This window comes from Arthrobacter sp. UYEF20 (genome assembly GCF_040546335.1).
Classification (GTDB): Bacteria; Actinomycetota; Actinomycetes; order Actinomycetales; family Micrococcaceae; genus Arthrobacter.
Genome location: NZ_JBEPNP010000008.1, coordinates 94357 through 108921, shown reverse-complemented (window position 1 = coordinate 108921; position 14565 = coordinate 94357). Strand labels below are relative to the sequence as shown.

Sequence of the window (14565 nt, the reverse complement as noted above, 5' to 3'; positions counted from 1 at the left end):
AGCAGGGATAACGTCGCGATCGGGTAACAACCGTGAAGCCCGCCCCATGCTGTCATTTACCTGCGCTAAAGAAAACTTTTGTTGATTCCGAGTATTCCTAAACATTCGGAGTCCGTGGCGGCCTCAGGGCGGAAAACCGCGCCGGGGAGATCACGGTTGGGTTGCGGCCGGGGTCCCGGGGGAACTATCCCTGCCCGCCAGTCGTGGAAATTGGTAGCGTGGGCTGCAACCATGGACTAACGGCTCACCACCGATAATCATTCACCCCCTTTATTTGGAGGACACCCGCAATGGCACTTGGCGGAAACCCGATCTTCAACGGAAAGAACTTCCGTGGAGCCACCCAGGCACCGCCTGCCCAGCAGGCCTACGGGCAAGGAGCCTACGGTCAGAACGGCTACGCCCCGGGACAGTTCGGCCAGGGTCAGTACGGCCAGGGCGGCTTTGGCGCGGCCCAGCAGGGCATGACCCAGGACCAGCTCCAGGACATGTACAACCGGCCCGCGGCCGGGCCCGCCGATACCGGCCGCATGACCTTTGACGATGTCATCGTCAAGACCGCCGCCTGCCTCGGTGTACTGATCGTCGGCGCAGCCGTGACCCTCGTCGTGGCTCAGGGCCTGGCTTCCATGCTGATGATCGTCGGCGCGCTGGGCGGATTCGTCCTCGCGCTGGTCAACAGCTTCAAGAAGCAGCCTTCACCGGCGCTGATCCTGGCCTATGCCGGCCTGGAAGGTCTCTTCCTCGGCGGTCTGACGCGGATCCTCGACGGAATGTTCCCGGGCGTGGGCCTGCAGGCCGTCATCGGCACACTCTCGGTCTTCGCCGTGACCCTGGTGCTCTTCAAGAGCGGCAAGGTCCGCGCCACCCCGAAGGCCATGCGCTTCTTCATGATCGCCATGATCGGCTACGCCGTTTTCGCGCTCATCAACATGGTCATGATGTGGACCGGCGCGGTCGATTCCCCGTTCGGTCTGCGGACCAGCGTGGAGATCTTCGGCATCCCGCTGGGCGTCTTTATTGGCCTGCTGGCGATCGGCCTGGCCGCTTTCTCCCTGATCATGGACTTCACCAGCATCGAAGCCGGCGTCCGCAGCGGTGCTCCGAGCCGCTTCTCCTGGACCGCTGCCTTCGGCCTCACGGTCACCCTCGTGTGGCTGTATGTCGAGATCATCCGCCTGCTGTCGATCCTCCGCGGTAACGACTAACCGACCGGTCCCGGAGAACTAAATCGAGGGGAGCCCCGCCGCACGGCGGGGCTCCCCTTTTGCATGCCGGTCCAGGCGCGTTGCGGCTCAGCCCAGCCGTTCGAGGACCACTGCCATGCCCTGCCCGCCGCCGACGCACAGCGTGGCCAGCCCCAGCTGCGCATCCCGCTCCCGGAGTCCGTTCAGCAGGGTCGTGGCCAGCCGGGCGCCGGTCATGCCGAACGGGTGCCCCAGTGCAATGGCGCCGCCGTGGACGTTGAGCTTGCTGTGGTCGATCCCGAGCTCCTTGGCACTCGCCACGACCTGGACCGCGAACGCCTCGTTGAGTTCCACGAGGTCGATGTCCCCGATGCCCAGCCCGGCGAGCGTCAGCGCCCGCCGGCTGGCCTCCACCGGTCCCATGCCCATCAGCTCGGGGGAGAGGGCGCTGACGCCGGTGGACACGATCCGGGCGAGCGGCGCCAGCCCGAGTTCGCGCGCCCGCACCTCGCTCATGACCACGACGGCGGCGGCGCCGTCGTTCAGCGGGCAGGCATTGCCGGCTGTGACGGTGCCTTCGCTGCGGAAGACGGGCTGCAGGGCGCTGACGGACTCGGAGGTGACACCCGCCCGGGGCGAATCGTCCCGGCCGACCACGACGCCGTCCTTCCGCGTGTACGGCGTGATCTCCCGGGTGTAGAAGCCCGAGGCGATGGCCGCTTCGGTGCGGTTCTGGCTGAGCACGGCCCAGGCGTCCTGGTCCGCCCGGCTGATGCCATAGCTGGTGGCGACGTTCTCGGCGGTCTGGCCCATGGAAATGTAGATGTCCGGCATCCGGCCGCCCAGCCGGGGGTCCGTCCACGGCGTGTTGGAGGCGGCGCGGGCCGCCGTGCGCTTCCGGGCGGCGTCGAACTGCGGGTTGTGGGTGCTCGCGTCGGTTTCTCCGGCCCCCGCCCAGTCGCGGTACCGGGACACCGCCTCCACTCCCGCCGAGACAAAGGCCTGGCCTTCGCCGGCCTTGATGGCGTGGAAGGCCATCCGGAGCGTCTGCAGGCTGGAGGCGCAGAAACGGTTGACGGTGGCGGCCGGGACGTTGTCGAGGCCGGCCAGGATGGCGACCACCCGGGCCATGTTGGAGCCCGCTTCACCGCTCGGTTCCGCGCAGCCCAGATACAGGTCGTCCAGGCCCTGGCCGTCCGCGTCCGCGGCGTCGAAGGCTGGTATTTTGGCCAGCGCGGCCTTCACTATGGCGGCAGCCAGGTCGTCGGGCCGCTCGTCCTTCAGCGAGCCCTTGAAGGCGCGTCCGATGGGGCCTCTGGCAGTGGAAACGATGACGGCTTCTGGCATGCGCCCAGCCTACGCTCCGGTCATGCCAGGCGCATGGCCCCGGCCGCGGGGCGGACGCTGAAGACGTCGGGAGCCGCGTAGCCGGCCTGCGCAAAGGACCGTTCGACGGCGGCCCGCACGTCCCGTACCGCGCCCACCGGCGTGAGCGCAATCGCGGAGCCGCCAAAGCCGCCTCCGGTCATGCGGGCGCCGAGGGCGCCCGCCGAGCGTGCAGTTTCCACCGCGAGGTCCAGTTCGGGACAGGAGATCTCGAAGTCGTCCCGCATCGAGGCATGGGAGGCATCGAGCAGGGGACCGATCGACTGGGGTCCAACGCTGCGGAGCAGCTCGACCGTCTGCAGCACGCGGTCATTCTCGGTGACGACGTGGCGGACCCGGCGGAATGTCTCCTCGTCCAGGAGCCCGCCCGCTTCACCAAGATCCTCGAGTCCCACATCGCGCAGGGACGCCACCCCGAGCACCTCCGCCCCGAGCTCGCAGGAGGCGCGCCGGACGGCGTAGCCACCGGCGGCATGGGAATGCGACACCTTCGTGTCGATCACCAGCATCTGGAGCCCGGCACCGGAGGCGTCGAACGGCACGAGGCGGACGCTTTGGTCCCGGCAGTCCAGGAAGACGGCATGGCCGGCTGAGCCGCGCAGCGAGGCCGACTGGTCCATGATGCCTGTGGGCGCGCCGACGAAGTCGTTCTCGGCGCGCCGGGTGGCCAGCACCATGTCCTCGACGCCCAGCCCGGCGGCCGTGAGCTCGTTCAGCGCGGTAATGACGGCGCACTCGATGGCATGGGAGGAGGCCAGTCCCGCGCCCCGGGGCACATCCGAGTCCAGGAGCAGGTCCAGGCCGGGAACGGGGAGCCCACGCTGCTGCAGCGCCCACAGCACCCCCAGCGGATACTTCGTCCAGCCGCGCGCCGTGGCGCGGTTCAGGTCACCGGCATCCGTCGTCGTCAGGCCCTGGTTGCCGAAAGTGGACAGCAGCCGGAGGGTCGAATCCGGCCGGACCCGGACCGCCACCCGGGCCGTCCTGTCGATCGCGAACGGCAGCACGAACCCCTCGTTGTAGTCCGTGTGCTCGCCGATCAGGTTGACCCGGCCGGGAGCCTGCCAGACGCCGTCGGGGGCCGCGCCGAAAGTGGCCCGGAACAGGGCGGCGAGTTCACCGGTGCCTAGACGATGTGAGGGCAGCGGGGCGGTCATGGCTGGTCGGTGTTCGTGGTGCGCTCCATGGGTCCAAGGTATACGGCTTGCCTGGCCGGTCTGTACGGTGGTGCCCATGGATCAGACAGCCCCCGTTCCCGGCAACCCACCCGACGCACCCGCAGCGCGGCGCCACGCCTCGGGCCGGCAGTACGAGCTGCGGCGCGGCGACGCCCTCGCCGTCGTGACCGAACTGGCCGCCGGGCTCCGGCTCTACAGCCGCGGCGGCACCCAGCTGACCGAAAGCTACGCCGACGGCGAGATCCCGCCCGGCGCCACCGGGATCACCCTGGCGCCGTGGGCCAACCGGGTGGAAGACGGGCTCTGGTACCTCAACGGGAAAAAACAGCAGCTCGACATCACCGAGGTGTCGCGGAACAACGCCAGCCACGGACTGCTGCGCAACACCTCCTACGGACTCGTGGACGAATCGGAATTCTCGGTCACGCTCGAAGCCGTGATCTTCCCCCAGCACGGCTACCCCTTCCTGCTGCGCCACCGGGTCCGCTACGAACTGGCCGGGGACCTGGGGCTGGTGGTCCGGCAGGCGCTGATCAACGACTCGCAGGAGCCCGCACCGTTTGTCCTTGGCGCCCACCCGTACCTGCGGCTGGGGGACGTGCCCAGCGGGGAGCTCACCCTGACGGTCGGCGCCGGCACCAGACTCGTGACGGACGCCCGGCTCATTCCGCGCAGCACCGAACCGGTCAGCGGCGACTGTGACCTGCGCGGCGGCCGGCCTGTCGCCGGGCTCGAGATCGACTCCGCCTACACGGACCTGGAGTTCGACGGCGGCGCGGCCCGCCACACGCTGCACGCGGCGGACGGGCGCAGCGTGAGCCTCTGGCAGGACGCGAACTGCGGCTACGTCCACGTCTTTATCACCACGGAGTTCCCGGGCCGGGCCAAGGCGGTGGCGATCGAACCCATGACCGGGCCGGCCAACGCCTTCAACAGCGGAGACGGACTGCGCTGGCTGGCGCCGGGGGAGGAGTTCGCGATCAGCTGGGGCATCAGCGCGTCCCTGGGCTAGGCAAGCTACTGCGGGGTTTCCCATCCGGGCGCCGCTGGTGAATCATGGGGCTATGACGCCAGCTGACGCCGCCGAACCGCGCAATGCATCCGAACCGCGCAATGCATCCGAACCGCGCAATGCATCCGACTCCGCCCGACAGGCCGCGCCCCTCCGGGTGCTGACGGACCGGGAGCTGGACCAGGACATTCCCTACGGCATCCGGATCGCGGCAGCGTGGTCCTGGCGGCTGGGGCTGATCCTGCTGTTCAGCGGCGCCCTCATCTGGTTGCTGGGCCGCATCAGCTTCCTCATCATTCCGGTCATGGTGGCAGCGCTGCTGGCCGGACTGCTCAGCCCCGTCACACGGTGGCTGACGCGGCACCGGGTGCCCACGGGCGGCTCGGTGGCGATCACGGTCCTGGGCTTCGTCGGGATCATCGCCGGCGCGCTTGCCCTGGTGGGACGGCAGCTCGTATCCGGTTTTGCCGAGTTGTGGAGCCAGGCGCTCACCGGAGTGCAGCAGATCCAGGGCTGGCTTTCCGAGGGGCCGCTGCACCTGTCCGCCGCCCAGATCGACCAGTACCTCAAAGATGCCACCGCCGCACTGCAGAACAACAGCAGCAGCATCCTCAGCGGCGCCCTCTCCTTCGGCAGCACCGCGGGCCACTTCGCCGCCGGACTGGTCCTGTCCCTCTTCATACTGATTTTCTTCCTGCTCGAAGGCAGCCGGATCTGGGGCTTCCTCGTCCGGCTGCTGCCCCGGAAGGCCCGAGCCGCCACGGACGGAGCCGGCCGGAAGGGCTGGACGTCGATGGTCAGCTACGCGCGGATCCAGATGTTCGTGGCCTTCGTGGACGCCGTCGGCATCGGAGCCGGCGCCGCCATCATCGGAGTGCCGCTCGCCCTGCCGCTGGGCGTCCTGGTGTTCCTCGGCTCCTTCATCCCCATCGTCGGTGCGCTCGTCACGGGGGCCGTCGCCGTCCTGCTGGCGCTGGTGGCCAACGGGCCCGTCAACGCGCTGATCATGCTGGGCATCGTGCTGCTGGTGCAGCAGCTGGAAAGCCACATCCTGCAGCCCCTCGTGATGGGCAAGGCCGTAGCCCTGCATCCGGTGGCCGTGATCCTGTCCGTGGCGGCCGGATCCTACCTCGCCGGGATCCCGGGGGCGCTGTTCTCCGTACCGATCCTCGCCGTCGCAAACTCGTCGGTTCGCTACATTGCCGGCAGAACGTGGGAACATGATGAGGTGCTTGCAGCCGCGGGTCATCAGGGCGTCCTTGCCCCTGCCGAGCCCGGCGCCGACAACACTTTCAGAGACGTCCACCTGCCGGGCCGAACGCGCGGCACCCGGGGGGACGCCGCACACCACCATGGTGACCCGGGCAGCGATGCCGGCCGGGGCGCCGGAGCCTGATCCGAAGAAGGAGACTCGTTCGTGATTACCCTTGAGCGCCTGCCCGTCACGCTGGACAATGTCCTGGAGGCGCAGAAGCTGCTCGACGGGATTATTACCCGGACGCCGGTCGAGTCATCCCGGGCCCTCGGCAGCATGGTGGGCGGCGAGGTGCTTCTCAAATGCGAGAACCTGCAGCGCGCCGGCTCCTTCAAGGTCCGCGGCGCCTACGTGCGGATGGCAAAACTCTCCCCGGAAGAGAAGAAGCGCGGAGTCGTGGCCGCCTCGGCCGGCAACCATGCCCAGGGCGTGGCCGTCGCGGCCAAGAGCCTCGGCATCAAGGCCCGCATCTACATGCCCCTCGGCGTCGCCCTGCCCAAGCTCGCCGCCACCCGCAGCCACGGCGCCGAAGTGGTGCTCCACGGCCACAACGTCGATGAGGCCCTGGCCGAAGCGAAGCGCTACGCCGACGAAACCGGCGCCGTCTTTGTCCACCCGTTCGACGACGTCGACGTCGTTGCCGGCCAGGGCACCGTCGGCCTCGAAATCCTCGAGCAGGTCCCCAACGTGGACACCATCCTGATGGGCGTCGGCGGCGGGGGACTGCTCGCCGGCGTCGCCGTGGCCGTCAAGGCCCGGGCAAGGGAACTCGGCCGGGAAATCCGCATCATCGGGGTGCAGGCCGAAAACGCCGCGGCGTACCCGCCGTCGCTCGCCGCGGACGCCCTGGTGCCGCTCAAGCGCGTCTCCACGATGGCCGACGGCATCGCCGTGGGACGGCCCGGGCAGTTGCCCTTCAGCATCATCCGCGAACTCGTGGACGACGTCGTCACCGTCAGCGAGGACGCCCTGGCCCGGGCACTGATCTTCCTGCTGGAACGCGCCAAGATGGTGGTCGAACCTGCCGGGGCCGTCGGCGTCGCCGCGCTGATGGAAGGCAAGATCGAGAACCCCGGAACCGTTGCGGTGGTCCTCTCCGGCGGCAACATCGATCCGATGCTGATGCTCAAAGTCATCCAGCGCGGCCTCTCCGCCGCGGGCCGCTACATGACGGTGCGCATGATGCTGGACGACCGTCCCGGCTCGCTTGCCACGATCGCCCGGATCATCGCCGAGAATGACGCCAACGTGACCGGCCTGGACCACACCCGGGTGGGCGGGTCGATCAGCATGGGCGACGTGTCCATCACGGTGAACCTGGAAACCAAGGGCCACGAACACTGCGAACAGGTCCTCGCGGCACTCCGGGCCGAGGGCTTCCAGCCGATCGTGGTGCACTAGGCCCCATGACCCTCGAATCTTCCCGGAACGAACGGCCAGGCGCCGGCAACACCACCGCGGTGCGGGCCCGCATGGGACTGCTGGTGGTGGGCTCCTTCGTGCTGCTGCTGTACCTGATCGAGATCATCAACACCGTGCTGTTCCATTCCCTGAACCGCACCTTCGGGCTGCGGCCGCGCAGCCTGGACGGGATCGTGGACATCCTGACGTTCCCGCTGCTGCACGCCAATTTGGCCCATCTGATCTCCAACACCCTCCCGCTGATCATCTTCGGATTCCTGGTGTTCCTGTCCGGACGGCGGGTCTTCATCACCGCCCTGGCTGCCAGCTGGCTGGGGTCCGGGGCCGTGGTGTGGCTGATCGGCGGGCTAAAAGTGACCGTGGGCGCGTCCGGCCTGGTCTTCGGCCTCTTCGCCTTCCTGCTGGTGCGTGGATTCTTCAACCGCAACTGGTGGCAGATCGTGCTGTCGGTGGTGCTGTTCATGAGCTACGGCGGCATCCTCTTCGGCATCCTGCCCACCGTGGCGAGCTTCGTCTCCTGGCAGGCGCACCTCGGCGGGGCGATCGGCGGTGTCGCGGCGGCGCTGCTGCTGAGCACCCGCGGCGGCGGGGCCCGGCGCGCCGGTGCGCTGCGCGCCGGACGGTAGGGCCTGCACGCACAGCAGAACGACGCCGGCCCTCCCGCGCAAGGGGGAGGACCGGCGTCGTTCTGCGTTAAGGTGTTCCGCCGCTGGGCGGCATGCACGGGTGCTTAGCCGACGTACGGCTTGGCGGAGATGATCTCCACCGCGATGACCTTGCCGTTCGGGGCGGTGTAGCTGAGCTTGTCGCCCTCCTTGTGGCCGACGATCGCGGCACCCAGCGGGGACTTCTCGCTGAAGACGTTGAGGTCGGAATCGCCGGCGATCTCGCGGGAGCCCAGCAGGAAGGTCTCCTCGTCGCCCGCGATCTTGGCAACGACAATCATTCCGGCCTCCACGATGCCGTCGTCAGCCGGCGATTCGCCGACGTGGGCGTCCCGCAGGAGGGCGGTGAGCTGGCGGATCCGGGCCTCGATCTTGCCCTGCTCCTCCTTGGCCGCGTGGTATCCGCCGTTCTCCTTGAGGTCGCCTTCCTGGCGGGCAGCTTCGATCTTCTGAACGATTTCCGCACGGCCGGGGCCGGAGAGGTGGTCCAGCTCTGCCTTCAGGCGGTCAAAAGCTTCCTGGGTGAGCCAAGCTGCCGTTGCGCTGTTGGGGGTAGACACGGACTTCTCCTTTTTGTGGTCAAACAAGCAAAGACCCCGCCACGGTGGCCACTTATGGAACTCAGTAACCAGCTCAGCGGGGAAAGGGTATTGATCCATTGTAGTCAATCCTGTGGATAAACCAAAGAACACTGCGGTGCGGATCACACCGTGTTACGGCCATCCGCCCCGCTGCCGGGCTATTTGGCGGCGTCGGGAATCCAGCAGCTGTCGACGACGCCGGAAACCGCCTGGGATTCGGTCCGGACGAGCGCCCGGAGCACGGTGGTGCGGCCGCCGTCGGTGCCGGCATCGGCGGCGTTGGGCCCGACGTCCACCACCTTCCAGCCGACCACGGCGAACTTGGCGTCCAGCGCCTTGACGGCGCACCTGGCGTCAGTGCCGGGGTCCTTGGTGACCTGGAAATCGATCTCGGCGAGGGTGGCGTCCGGAGTGCTGTAGCCGATGTCCTTGAAGGTAATGCTGTCCGTCGAGTTCGACGTCGAGACCCAGGCCATGAACCCGATCCCCACCGCAAGAGTGGCAACCAGGATGTAGCGTTTGGTCCTGCCGGTCAGCGCGCGCTTTTGGCTGCCGTATCGATTGGCTAGGCTGGTAGATGCCGGCGCGGGCGCGGCAGGCTGATCCTCGGAAGTCACCAGTCCAGTTTAGTGTGGATCGGGGCGGGGAAAATCCGCGCCGACGGTCCGGCCCGATCCCATTGCACGATGACCCGTGTAAGTAGTCCCGCATATGTAGTCCCGAATCCGAAGTCCTGTAGAAGAAGACCTGTAGAAAGAGGAGCCGTCCCACGATGACAGCGTCCCCCAGCCCGTCAGCGCCGCTCCGACTGCTGGCTGTCCATGCTCATCCCGACGACGAATCGAGCAAGGGCGCCGCCACCATGGCCATGTACGCGGCGGCCGGCATCGACGTCCTCGTGGCGACCTGCACCGACGGCTCCCGCGGTGACATCCAGAATCCCGCGATGGAGGGCGAGCCGCACCCCAAACGCGACATGGCCGGAGCCCGCAGGCTCGAAATGAACCGCGCGGCCGGGGTCCTCGGCGTCCGGCAGCGCTGGCTGGGCTTCGTGGACTCCGGACTTCCGGAGGGCGATCCGCTGCCGCCCCTGCCGGTGGGCTCCTTCGCCACGCAGCCCCTTGAGCGGGCCGCCGCCCCCTTGGTGCGCCTGGTCCGGGAGTTCAAGCCGCAGGTCATCCTCGGCTACGACGAGAACGGCGGCTATCCGCACCCGGACCACATCATGGCGCACCGCGTGGCGGCCGAGGCCTTCGAGGCGGCCGGCGACCCGGCCCGCTATCCGGGAACCGGCGAGGCGTGGGCGCCCAGCAAGCTCTACTACGACCGCGCCTTCAGCCCCGAACGATTCCGCGCCCTGCACCTCGCGCTGGAGGAATCCGGGCTCCAGTCGCCTTACGCGGAGCGGATCGCTGCCTGGCTCGAGGCCGATGCGGAAGGGCACACCCCACCCGCGCCGACCCACGCCACCACCACCCAGATCGAGTGCGGGGACTTCTTCGAGGCGCGGGATGACGCCTTGCGCGCACACCGCACCCAGGTGGACCCGGAGGGCTTCTTCTTCGCCGTGTCGCCGGCGATGCAGCGCCGCGTCTGGCCGTGGGAGGATTATTCGCTGATCCAGTCGAGGATCCCGGTGGACCTGCCTGAAAAGGACTTCTTCGCCGGGCTAAGATAGAGCCAGAAGGCCTTTTCTATGCCGTGTAGAACTGTGACGTTTACGTGTTCCAGAAGCGGTTCAGAAGCGGTCATTCAGAAGTAGTCCCGCAGGAGCGGCCCCGGCGTCGGGGCCGCCGTCAGCCCCCACAGCATCAGTCCCCACAGAAGGTTCTCACCGTGCATTCCTTGCTCATCGCCCTGGCAACATCACCGGCGCCCGCCCCTTCGCCGTCGCTGCGCCCGGGACTGTCCGAGGACCAGGTGACGCCCGGCCTGCTGGGCTTCCTGCTGACCGCGTTCATCGTGGTGCTGACCGCGCTGCTGATTGTGGACATGGTGCGGCGCGTCCGCCGGGTACGCTACCGTGCGCAGGTGGAGGAAGACCGCGCGGCCGCCGCAGAAGCGGCGTTGAACAATGGTGACGCCCCGGCGTCCCCCCTTGCCGGGGGCCTGTTCCCGGACCACGGTTCTTCCGGAGCTGCCGGCACCCGCCCGGAAGTCAACGGCGATGCGGGACCCGGAAACCGCTAACGGCGGAACACCGCGGAGCTTCCCCGAGGCTGCCAATGCCCTGGGGGCAGAGCCCTCTGCCTATCTCCGGCAGCATGCCGGCAACCCGGTCCACTGGCGCCCGTTCGGCGACGAAGCCTTTGCCTTCGCCGCGGCCCGCGACGTCCCGGTGTTCCTCTCCATCGGGTACGCCGCCTGCCACTGGTGCCATGTCATGGCGCACGAATCGTTTGAGGACCAGGCCACCGCGGACTTCCTGAACGCCAACTTCGTGGCCGTGAAGGTGGACCGGGAAGAGCGGCCCGACGTCGACGCGGTCTTTATGGCCGCCACCCAGGCCATCACCGGTGAAGGCGGCTGGCCGATGTCCGTCTTCCTCCTGCCCGACGGCCGCGCCTTCCACGCCGGCACCTATTTTCCGCCCCGGCCGCTGCCGGGCAGGCCGTCCTTCCGCCAGGTCCTCGAGGCGGTGGTCGATGCCTGGCAGGAGCGCCGCGACGCGCTGGTACGGAATGCCGACACCCTGGCCCGCGGCCTCGCGGCCTCGCAGCCCGGCTCCGCGGTGCGGCTGGACCGACCGCCCGAACCGATCGGCGCAGCCCTGCTATCCGAGGCCGTGGAGTCACTGGCGGCCTCGGAAGACCCGTCCCACGGCGGCTTCGGCACCGCGCCGAAGTTCCCGCCGTCGCCGGTCCTGGAATTCCTGATCCGGCACGCCGCCGTGCCGCCGTACGCCGCGCCGTCGGACGCCGCGGGATCCGGAACAGCCGACGCGGCCCGGGAGATGGCGGGCCGCGCCCTGGCCGCGATGTCCCGTTCGGCCTTGTTCGACCAGCTCGACGGCGGCTTCGCCCGTTACTCCGTGACGCGCGACTGGTCCGTCCCGCACTTCGAGAAAATGCTCTACGACAATGCCCAGCTGCTGCGCCTCTACGTCCACTGGGTGCGGCTCGGCGGCGCGGCGGGGTACCCGGCCGCGGAAGCCGCCGACGTGGCCGGCCGTACCGCCGACTGGCTCCTCGCGTCGCTGGGTCTGACGGCAACGGCTGATGCCGGCGTACTTCCGGACGCCCTGGCCTCCTCCCTCGACGCCGACACCGTGGTGGACGGAGTGCACGCCGAGGGCGCCAGCTATCTGTGGACCCCCGCGGAACTGGCCGGGCTGCTGGGACCGGGCGACGGCGCCGCCGTCGCCCGGCTGATGAATGTGAACGCCCGCGGCACAGTGACCGCTGGGGAATCCCCGCTGCACCCCGCGCGGGAGTTCAGTGCGGAGGACGCCGTGCTCTGGCAGCGGGTGCGGCCGGCACTGCTCGCCGCGCGTTCACGCCGGCCGCAACCGGCCCGGGACGACAAGGTCGTAGCGGGCTGGAACGGGCTGGCCGTCGCGGCGCTTGCCGAAGCCGGCGCCGTGCTGGAACGGCCCGCGCTGGTGGCGGCCGCGGAACAGATTGCGGCCTACCTCGAACGGGTGCACTGGAGCGCGGGCGCCGGCGGGACACCGGGCAGCCTGGTGCGGGTCTCGCATGACGGCGCCGCCCGGGGCATCGGTGGCCTCCTGGAGGACTATGCCTTCTGCGCCGAGGGACTGCTTGCCCTCCACTCCGTCACCGGCCGGACGCGCTGGTACCGGCTGGCCGAGGACATCCTGGCTGCTGCCTGCGGCCGGTTCGTCGCGGAAGGCGCCCTGCAGGACACGGCAGGAGAGTCGGAACAGGTGTTCAACGCCCAGGGCCGCAGGGCAGCGCTGGATCCCTTCGACAACGCCGCCCCCAGCGGCGCGGCCGCCTTCGCCGGTGCCCTCCTCTCACACTCCGCCCTGTCCGGCTCCAGCGAACACCGGGCACTGGCCGGCAAGATCCTCGGTCTGCTGCCGCCGCTGGCGGTCCGGGCGCCCCGGGCCGCCGGCTGGCTGCTGGCGACGGCCCAGGCAGCCCTCGCCGGTCCGGTGGAGGCCGCGGTCACCGGCCCGGATACGCCGGAGCGGGCGGCACTGCACCGGGAGCTGCTGCTCTCCCCGAGTCCCGGACTCGTGATTGCCGTCCAGGACGCCACCAAGCCGGACGCCACCCCGGCCGTGCCGCTGTTGCTCGGCCGGGGGCCCGCTCCGGACGGCTCGCCGCAGGTGTTCCTTTGCCGCGGCATGGTCTGCGAACTGCCCGTCGGTTCTGCCGACGCTGTCCGGGAACGCCTCGCTACCATGGTGGGATGACTTCCTTGATCCCTCCCCGGAAGTACTTCGAGCTCGTGGTCTTCGACTGCGACGGCGTCCTGGTGGACTCGGAGGTGATCGCCGTCCCTGTGGACCAGCGGGTGCTCGCGGACCTCGGCTGGGAGCTTGGGCTGGAGGAGATCGTGGAACGCTTCGTCGGCAGGAGTGAAGCCAGCTTCATAGCCGAGGTCGAAGAGCACCTCGGGATCGAACTGGCCGACGGCTGGGACCGGAAGTACGAGCCGTGGTACCGGACGGCGTTTGACCGCGATCTCGTGGCAGTCGACGGCGTCGTGGCGGCGCTGGATGAGCTCCTGCTGCCGCACTGCGTCGCCTCAAGCGGCAGCCACGCGAAGATGCGGCGGACCCTCGGGCAGACCGGCCTGCTGCACCGCTTCGACGGCAGGATTTTCAGTGCCACGGAAGTGGCCCGCGGCAAACCGGCGCCGGATCTCTTCCTGCATGCCGCCGACCGGCTGGGAACACCCCCGGAGCGTTGCGTCGTCGTCGAGGACAGCGCCTACGGGGTCCAGGCGGCCCGGGCGGCCGGGATGCATGTCCTGGCCTACGCCGGCGGCGTGACCCCGGCAGAGCGGCTGGCCGGCCCCGGCACCACGGTATTCCACGATATGCGGCAGTTGCCGGAGCTGGTTGCCGCGGGACGTCCCGCCTGAGTCGGCCTCGTGAGGGAACCGCCCAGGCCCGGGCTCAGCTCAGGACCGCGATGGCAATCGCGATGTAGTGCGCGGCGAAGGCGAAAACCGTGAGGGCATGGAAGAGTTCGTGGAAGCCGAAGTGCTTGTAGCTGAAGTTCGGCTTCTTCAGGGTGTAGAAGACCGCCCCGGTGATGTAGAGGGCGCCGCCGACGCAGATCAGCACGGCTGAAGCCACGTTGGCGGCGAAGAAGTCCGGCAGGTAGAACAGGGAGCCGCAGCCCAGGGCGATGTAGATCGGCACGTAGAGCCAGCGCGGGGCGTGGGTCCACAGCAGCCGGAACAGCACGCCGAGGATGGCTCCGGACCAGATCACCCACAGCAGCAGTTCGGCCTTGGGCCGCTCCAGCAGGGCCCACGCCAGCGGTGTGTAGCTGCCGGCGATCACCAGCATGATGTTCGTATGGTCCAGCCGCTTCAGCACGATCTTAACGCGCGGGGACCAGTTCCCGCGGTGGTAGGTGGCGCTGATGCCGAACAGCAGGACCCCGGTGAAGGCATAGACGGCGGAGGCGATCTTCAGGTCCGGCGTCGGGGCCAGGATCACCAGCACGAGGCCGGCTGCCAGCGCCAGCGGGGCCGTCACAGTGTGGATCCAGCCGCGCCATTTGGGCTTGATCATCAGCAGCTCGGCAAGCCGCACCGCGGCGTCGTCCACCGGGGTTCCACGTTCCGCCGGGCGCTCCGGCAGGGGCTCAGGACTGTTGCTTTCCATCCCGCCATAATATCCTACGGCCGAGTAAGTTACTGATCAGTAACACCTTCTTCGACGCAACGTCGCGACT

General features: G+C 68.9%; 14 protein-coding genes. 9 read left to right on the top strand and 5 right to left on the bottom strand.

What is annotated here, in order from left to right; translation table 11 throughout:
- Nucleotides 1–290 precede the first annotated feature (290 nt).
- Complete coding sequence (locus ABIB26_RS11120; protein WP_354242639.1) at nucleotides 291–1208, top strand: Bax inhibitor-1/YccA family protein; 918 nt, start codon at nucleotides 291–293, stop codon at nucleotides 1206–1208.
- Nucleotides 1209–1295: 87 nt separating this feature from the next.
- Here the strand turns inward: ABIB26_RS11120 and ABIB26_RS11115 are convergent, their stop codons facing one another.
- Both ABIB26_RS11115 and galK read right to left on the bottom strand, forming a co-directional pair.
- Nucleotides 1296–2534, bottom strand: coding sequence for an acetyl-CoA C-acetyltransferase (locus ABIB26_RS11115; RefSeq protein WP_354242636.1), 1239 nt, complete (start codon nucleotides 2532–2534; stop codon nucleotides 1296–1298).
- A 20-nt stretch (nucleotides 2535–2554) separates the two neighbouring features.
- Nucleotides 2555–3730, bottom strand: a complete 1176-nt coding sequence (gene galK, locus ABIB26_RS11110; RefSeq protein WP_354242634.1) for a galactokinase — start codon at nucleotides 3728–3730, stop codon at nucleotides 2555–2557.
- Between the two features lie 76 nt (nucleotides 3731–3806).
- On the opposite strand from galK, the gene ABIB26_RS11105 reads away from it, so the two are divergent.
- Genes ABIB26_RS11105 through ABIB26_RS11090 form a run of 4 tightly spaced genes read left to right on the top strand, consistent with a single transcriptional unit; the run spans nucleotide 3807 to nucleotide 8066 of the window.
- The gene (locus ABIB26_RS11105; RefSeq protein WP_354242632.1) at nucleotides 3807–4763 is read left to right on the top strand and encodes an aldose 1-epimerase family protein; all 957 of its coding nucleotides are present in this window, start codon (nucleotides 3807–3809) and stop codon (nucleotides 4761–4763) included.
- A 52-nt stretch (nucleotides 4764–4815) separates the two neighbouring features.
- Nucleotides 4816–6159, top strand: a complete 1344-nt coding sequence (locus ABIB26_RS11100) for an AI-2E family transporter (RefSeq protein ID WP_354242630.1) — start codon at nucleotides 4816–4818, stop codon at nucleotides 6157–6159.
- 21 nt (nucleotides 6160–6180) lie between these two features.
- Nucleotides 6181–7419, top strand: coding sequence for a threonine ammonia-lyase (gene ilvA, locus ABIB26_RS11095; RefSeq protein ID WP_354242627.1), 1239 nt, complete (start codon nucleotides 6181–6183; stop codon nucleotides 7417–7419).
- A 5-nt stretch (nucleotides 7420–7424) separates the two neighbouring features.
- Nucleotides 7425–8066 (top strand): rhomboid family intramembrane serine protease, encoded by a 642-nt coding sequence (locus tag ABIB26_RS11090; RefSeq protein ID WP_354242624.1) that lies wholly within the window; start codon nucleotides 7425–7427, stop codon nucleotides 8064–8066.
- A 104-nt stretch (nucleotides 8067–8170) separates the two neighbouring features.
- On the opposite strand, the gene greA is transcribed toward ABIB26_RS11090, so the two are convergent.
- Nucleotides 8171–8665: a transcription elongation factor GreA gene (gene greA, locus ABIB26_RS11085; protein ID WP_354242621.1), complete on the bottom strand. Its 495-nt coding sequence runs from the start codon at nucleotides 8663–8665 to the stop codon at nucleotides 8171–8173.
- Nucleotides 8666–8844: 179 nt separating this feature from the next.
- Nucleotides 8845–9303, bottom strand: coding sequence for a DUF4307 domain-containing protein (locus ABIB26_RS11080; RefSeq protein WP_354242618.1), 459 nt, complete (start codon nucleotides 9301–9303; stop codon nucleotides 8845–8847).
- A gap of 155 nt (nucleotides 9304–9458) precedes the next feature.
- Between ABIB26_RS11080 and mca the strand changes: the two genes are divergently transcribed.
- The 4 genes from mca to ABIB26_RS11060 all read left to right on the top strand — a co-directional run bounded on the left by mca (nucleotide 9459) and on the right by ABIB26_RS11060 (nucleotide 13741).
- The gene (gene mca, locus ABIB26_RS11075; protein WP_354242615.1) at nucleotides 9459–10364 is read left to right on the top strand and encodes a mycothiol conjugate amidase Mca; all 906 of its coding nucleotides are present in this window, start codon (nucleotides 9459–9461) and stop codon (nucleotides 10362–10364) included.
- A 158-nt stretch (nucleotides 10365–10522) separates the two neighbouring features.
- Nucleotides 10523–10876, top strand: a complete 354-nt coding sequence (locus ABIB26_RS11070; RefSeq protein ID WP_354242612.1) for a hypothetical protein — start codon at nucleotides 10523–10525, stop codon at nucleotides 10874–10876.
- Nucleotides 10854–13067: a thioredoxin domain-containing protein gene (locus ABIB26_RS11065; RefSeq protein ID WP_354242610.1), complete on the top strand. Its 2214-nt coding sequence runs from the start codon at nucleotides 10854–10856 to the stop codon at nucleotides 13065–13067. The genes ABIB26_RS11070 and ABIB26_RS11065 overlap by 23 nt, the downstream gene beginning before the upstream one ends.
- A complete protein-coding gene (locus tag ABIB26_RS11060; RefSeq protein ID WP_354242607.1) occupies nucleotides 13064–13741 on the top strand; it encodes an HAD family hydrolase in 678 nt (225 codons plus the stop codon). Before ABIB26_RS11065 ends, ABIB26_RS11060 begins: the two co-directional genes overlap by 4 nt.
- Nucleotides 13742–13775: 34 nt before the next feature.
- Here ABIB26_RS11060 and trhA read toward each other — a convergent pair whose 3' ends face one another.
- The gene (gene trhA, locus ABIB26_RS11055; RefSeq protein WP_354242605.1) at nucleotides 13776–14495 is read right to left on the bottom strand and encodes a PAQR family membrane homeostasis protein TrhA; all 720 of its coding nucleotides are present in this window, start codon (nucleotides 14493–14495) and stop codon (nucleotides 13776–13778) included.
- Nucleotides 14496–14565 lie beyond the last annotated feature (70 nt).

Bases quoted from the DNA above. Each gene is read 5' to 3' on its own strand.
- ABIB26_RS11120 (WP_354242639.1), top strand. From the start codon at position 291: ATGGCACTTGGCGGAAACCCGATCTTCAACGGAAAGAACTTCCGTGGA.
- ABIB26_RS11115 (WP_354242636.1), bottom strand. From the start codon at position 2,534: ATGCCAGAAGCCGTCATCGTTTCCACTGCCAGAGGCCCCATCGGACGC.
- galK (WP_354242634.1), bottom strand. From the start codon at position 3,730: ATGACCGCCCCGCTGCCCTCACATCGTCTAGGCACCGGTGAACTCGCC.
- ABIB26_RS11105 (WP_354242632.1), top strand. From the start codon at position 3,807: ATGGATCAGACAGCCCCCGTTCCCGGCAACCCACCCGACGCACCCGCA.
- ABIB26_RS11100 (WP_354242630.1), top strand. From the start codon at position 4,816: ATGACGCCAGCTGACGCCGCCGAACCGCGCAATGCATCCGAACCGCGC.
- ABIB26_RS11090 (WP_354242624.1), top strand. From the start codon at position 7,425: ATGACCCTCGAATCTTCCCGGAACGAACGGCCAGGCGCCGGCAACACC.
- mca (WP_354242615.1), top strand. From the start codon at position 9,459: ATGACAGCGTCCCCCAGCCCGTCAGCGCCGCTCCGACTGCTGGCTGTC.
- ABIB26_RS11065 (WP_354242610.1), top strand. From the start codon at position 10,854: ATGCGGGACCCGGAAACCGCTAACGGCGGAACACCGCGGAGCTTCCCC.
- ABIB26_RS11060 (WP_354242607.1), top strand. From the start codon at position 13,064: ATGACTTCCTTGATCCCTCCCCGGAAGTACTTCGAGCTCGTGGTCTTC.
- trhA (WP_354242605.1), bottom strand. From the start codon at position 14,495: ATGGAAAGCAACAGTCCTGAGCCCCTGCCGGAGCGCCCGGCGGAACGT.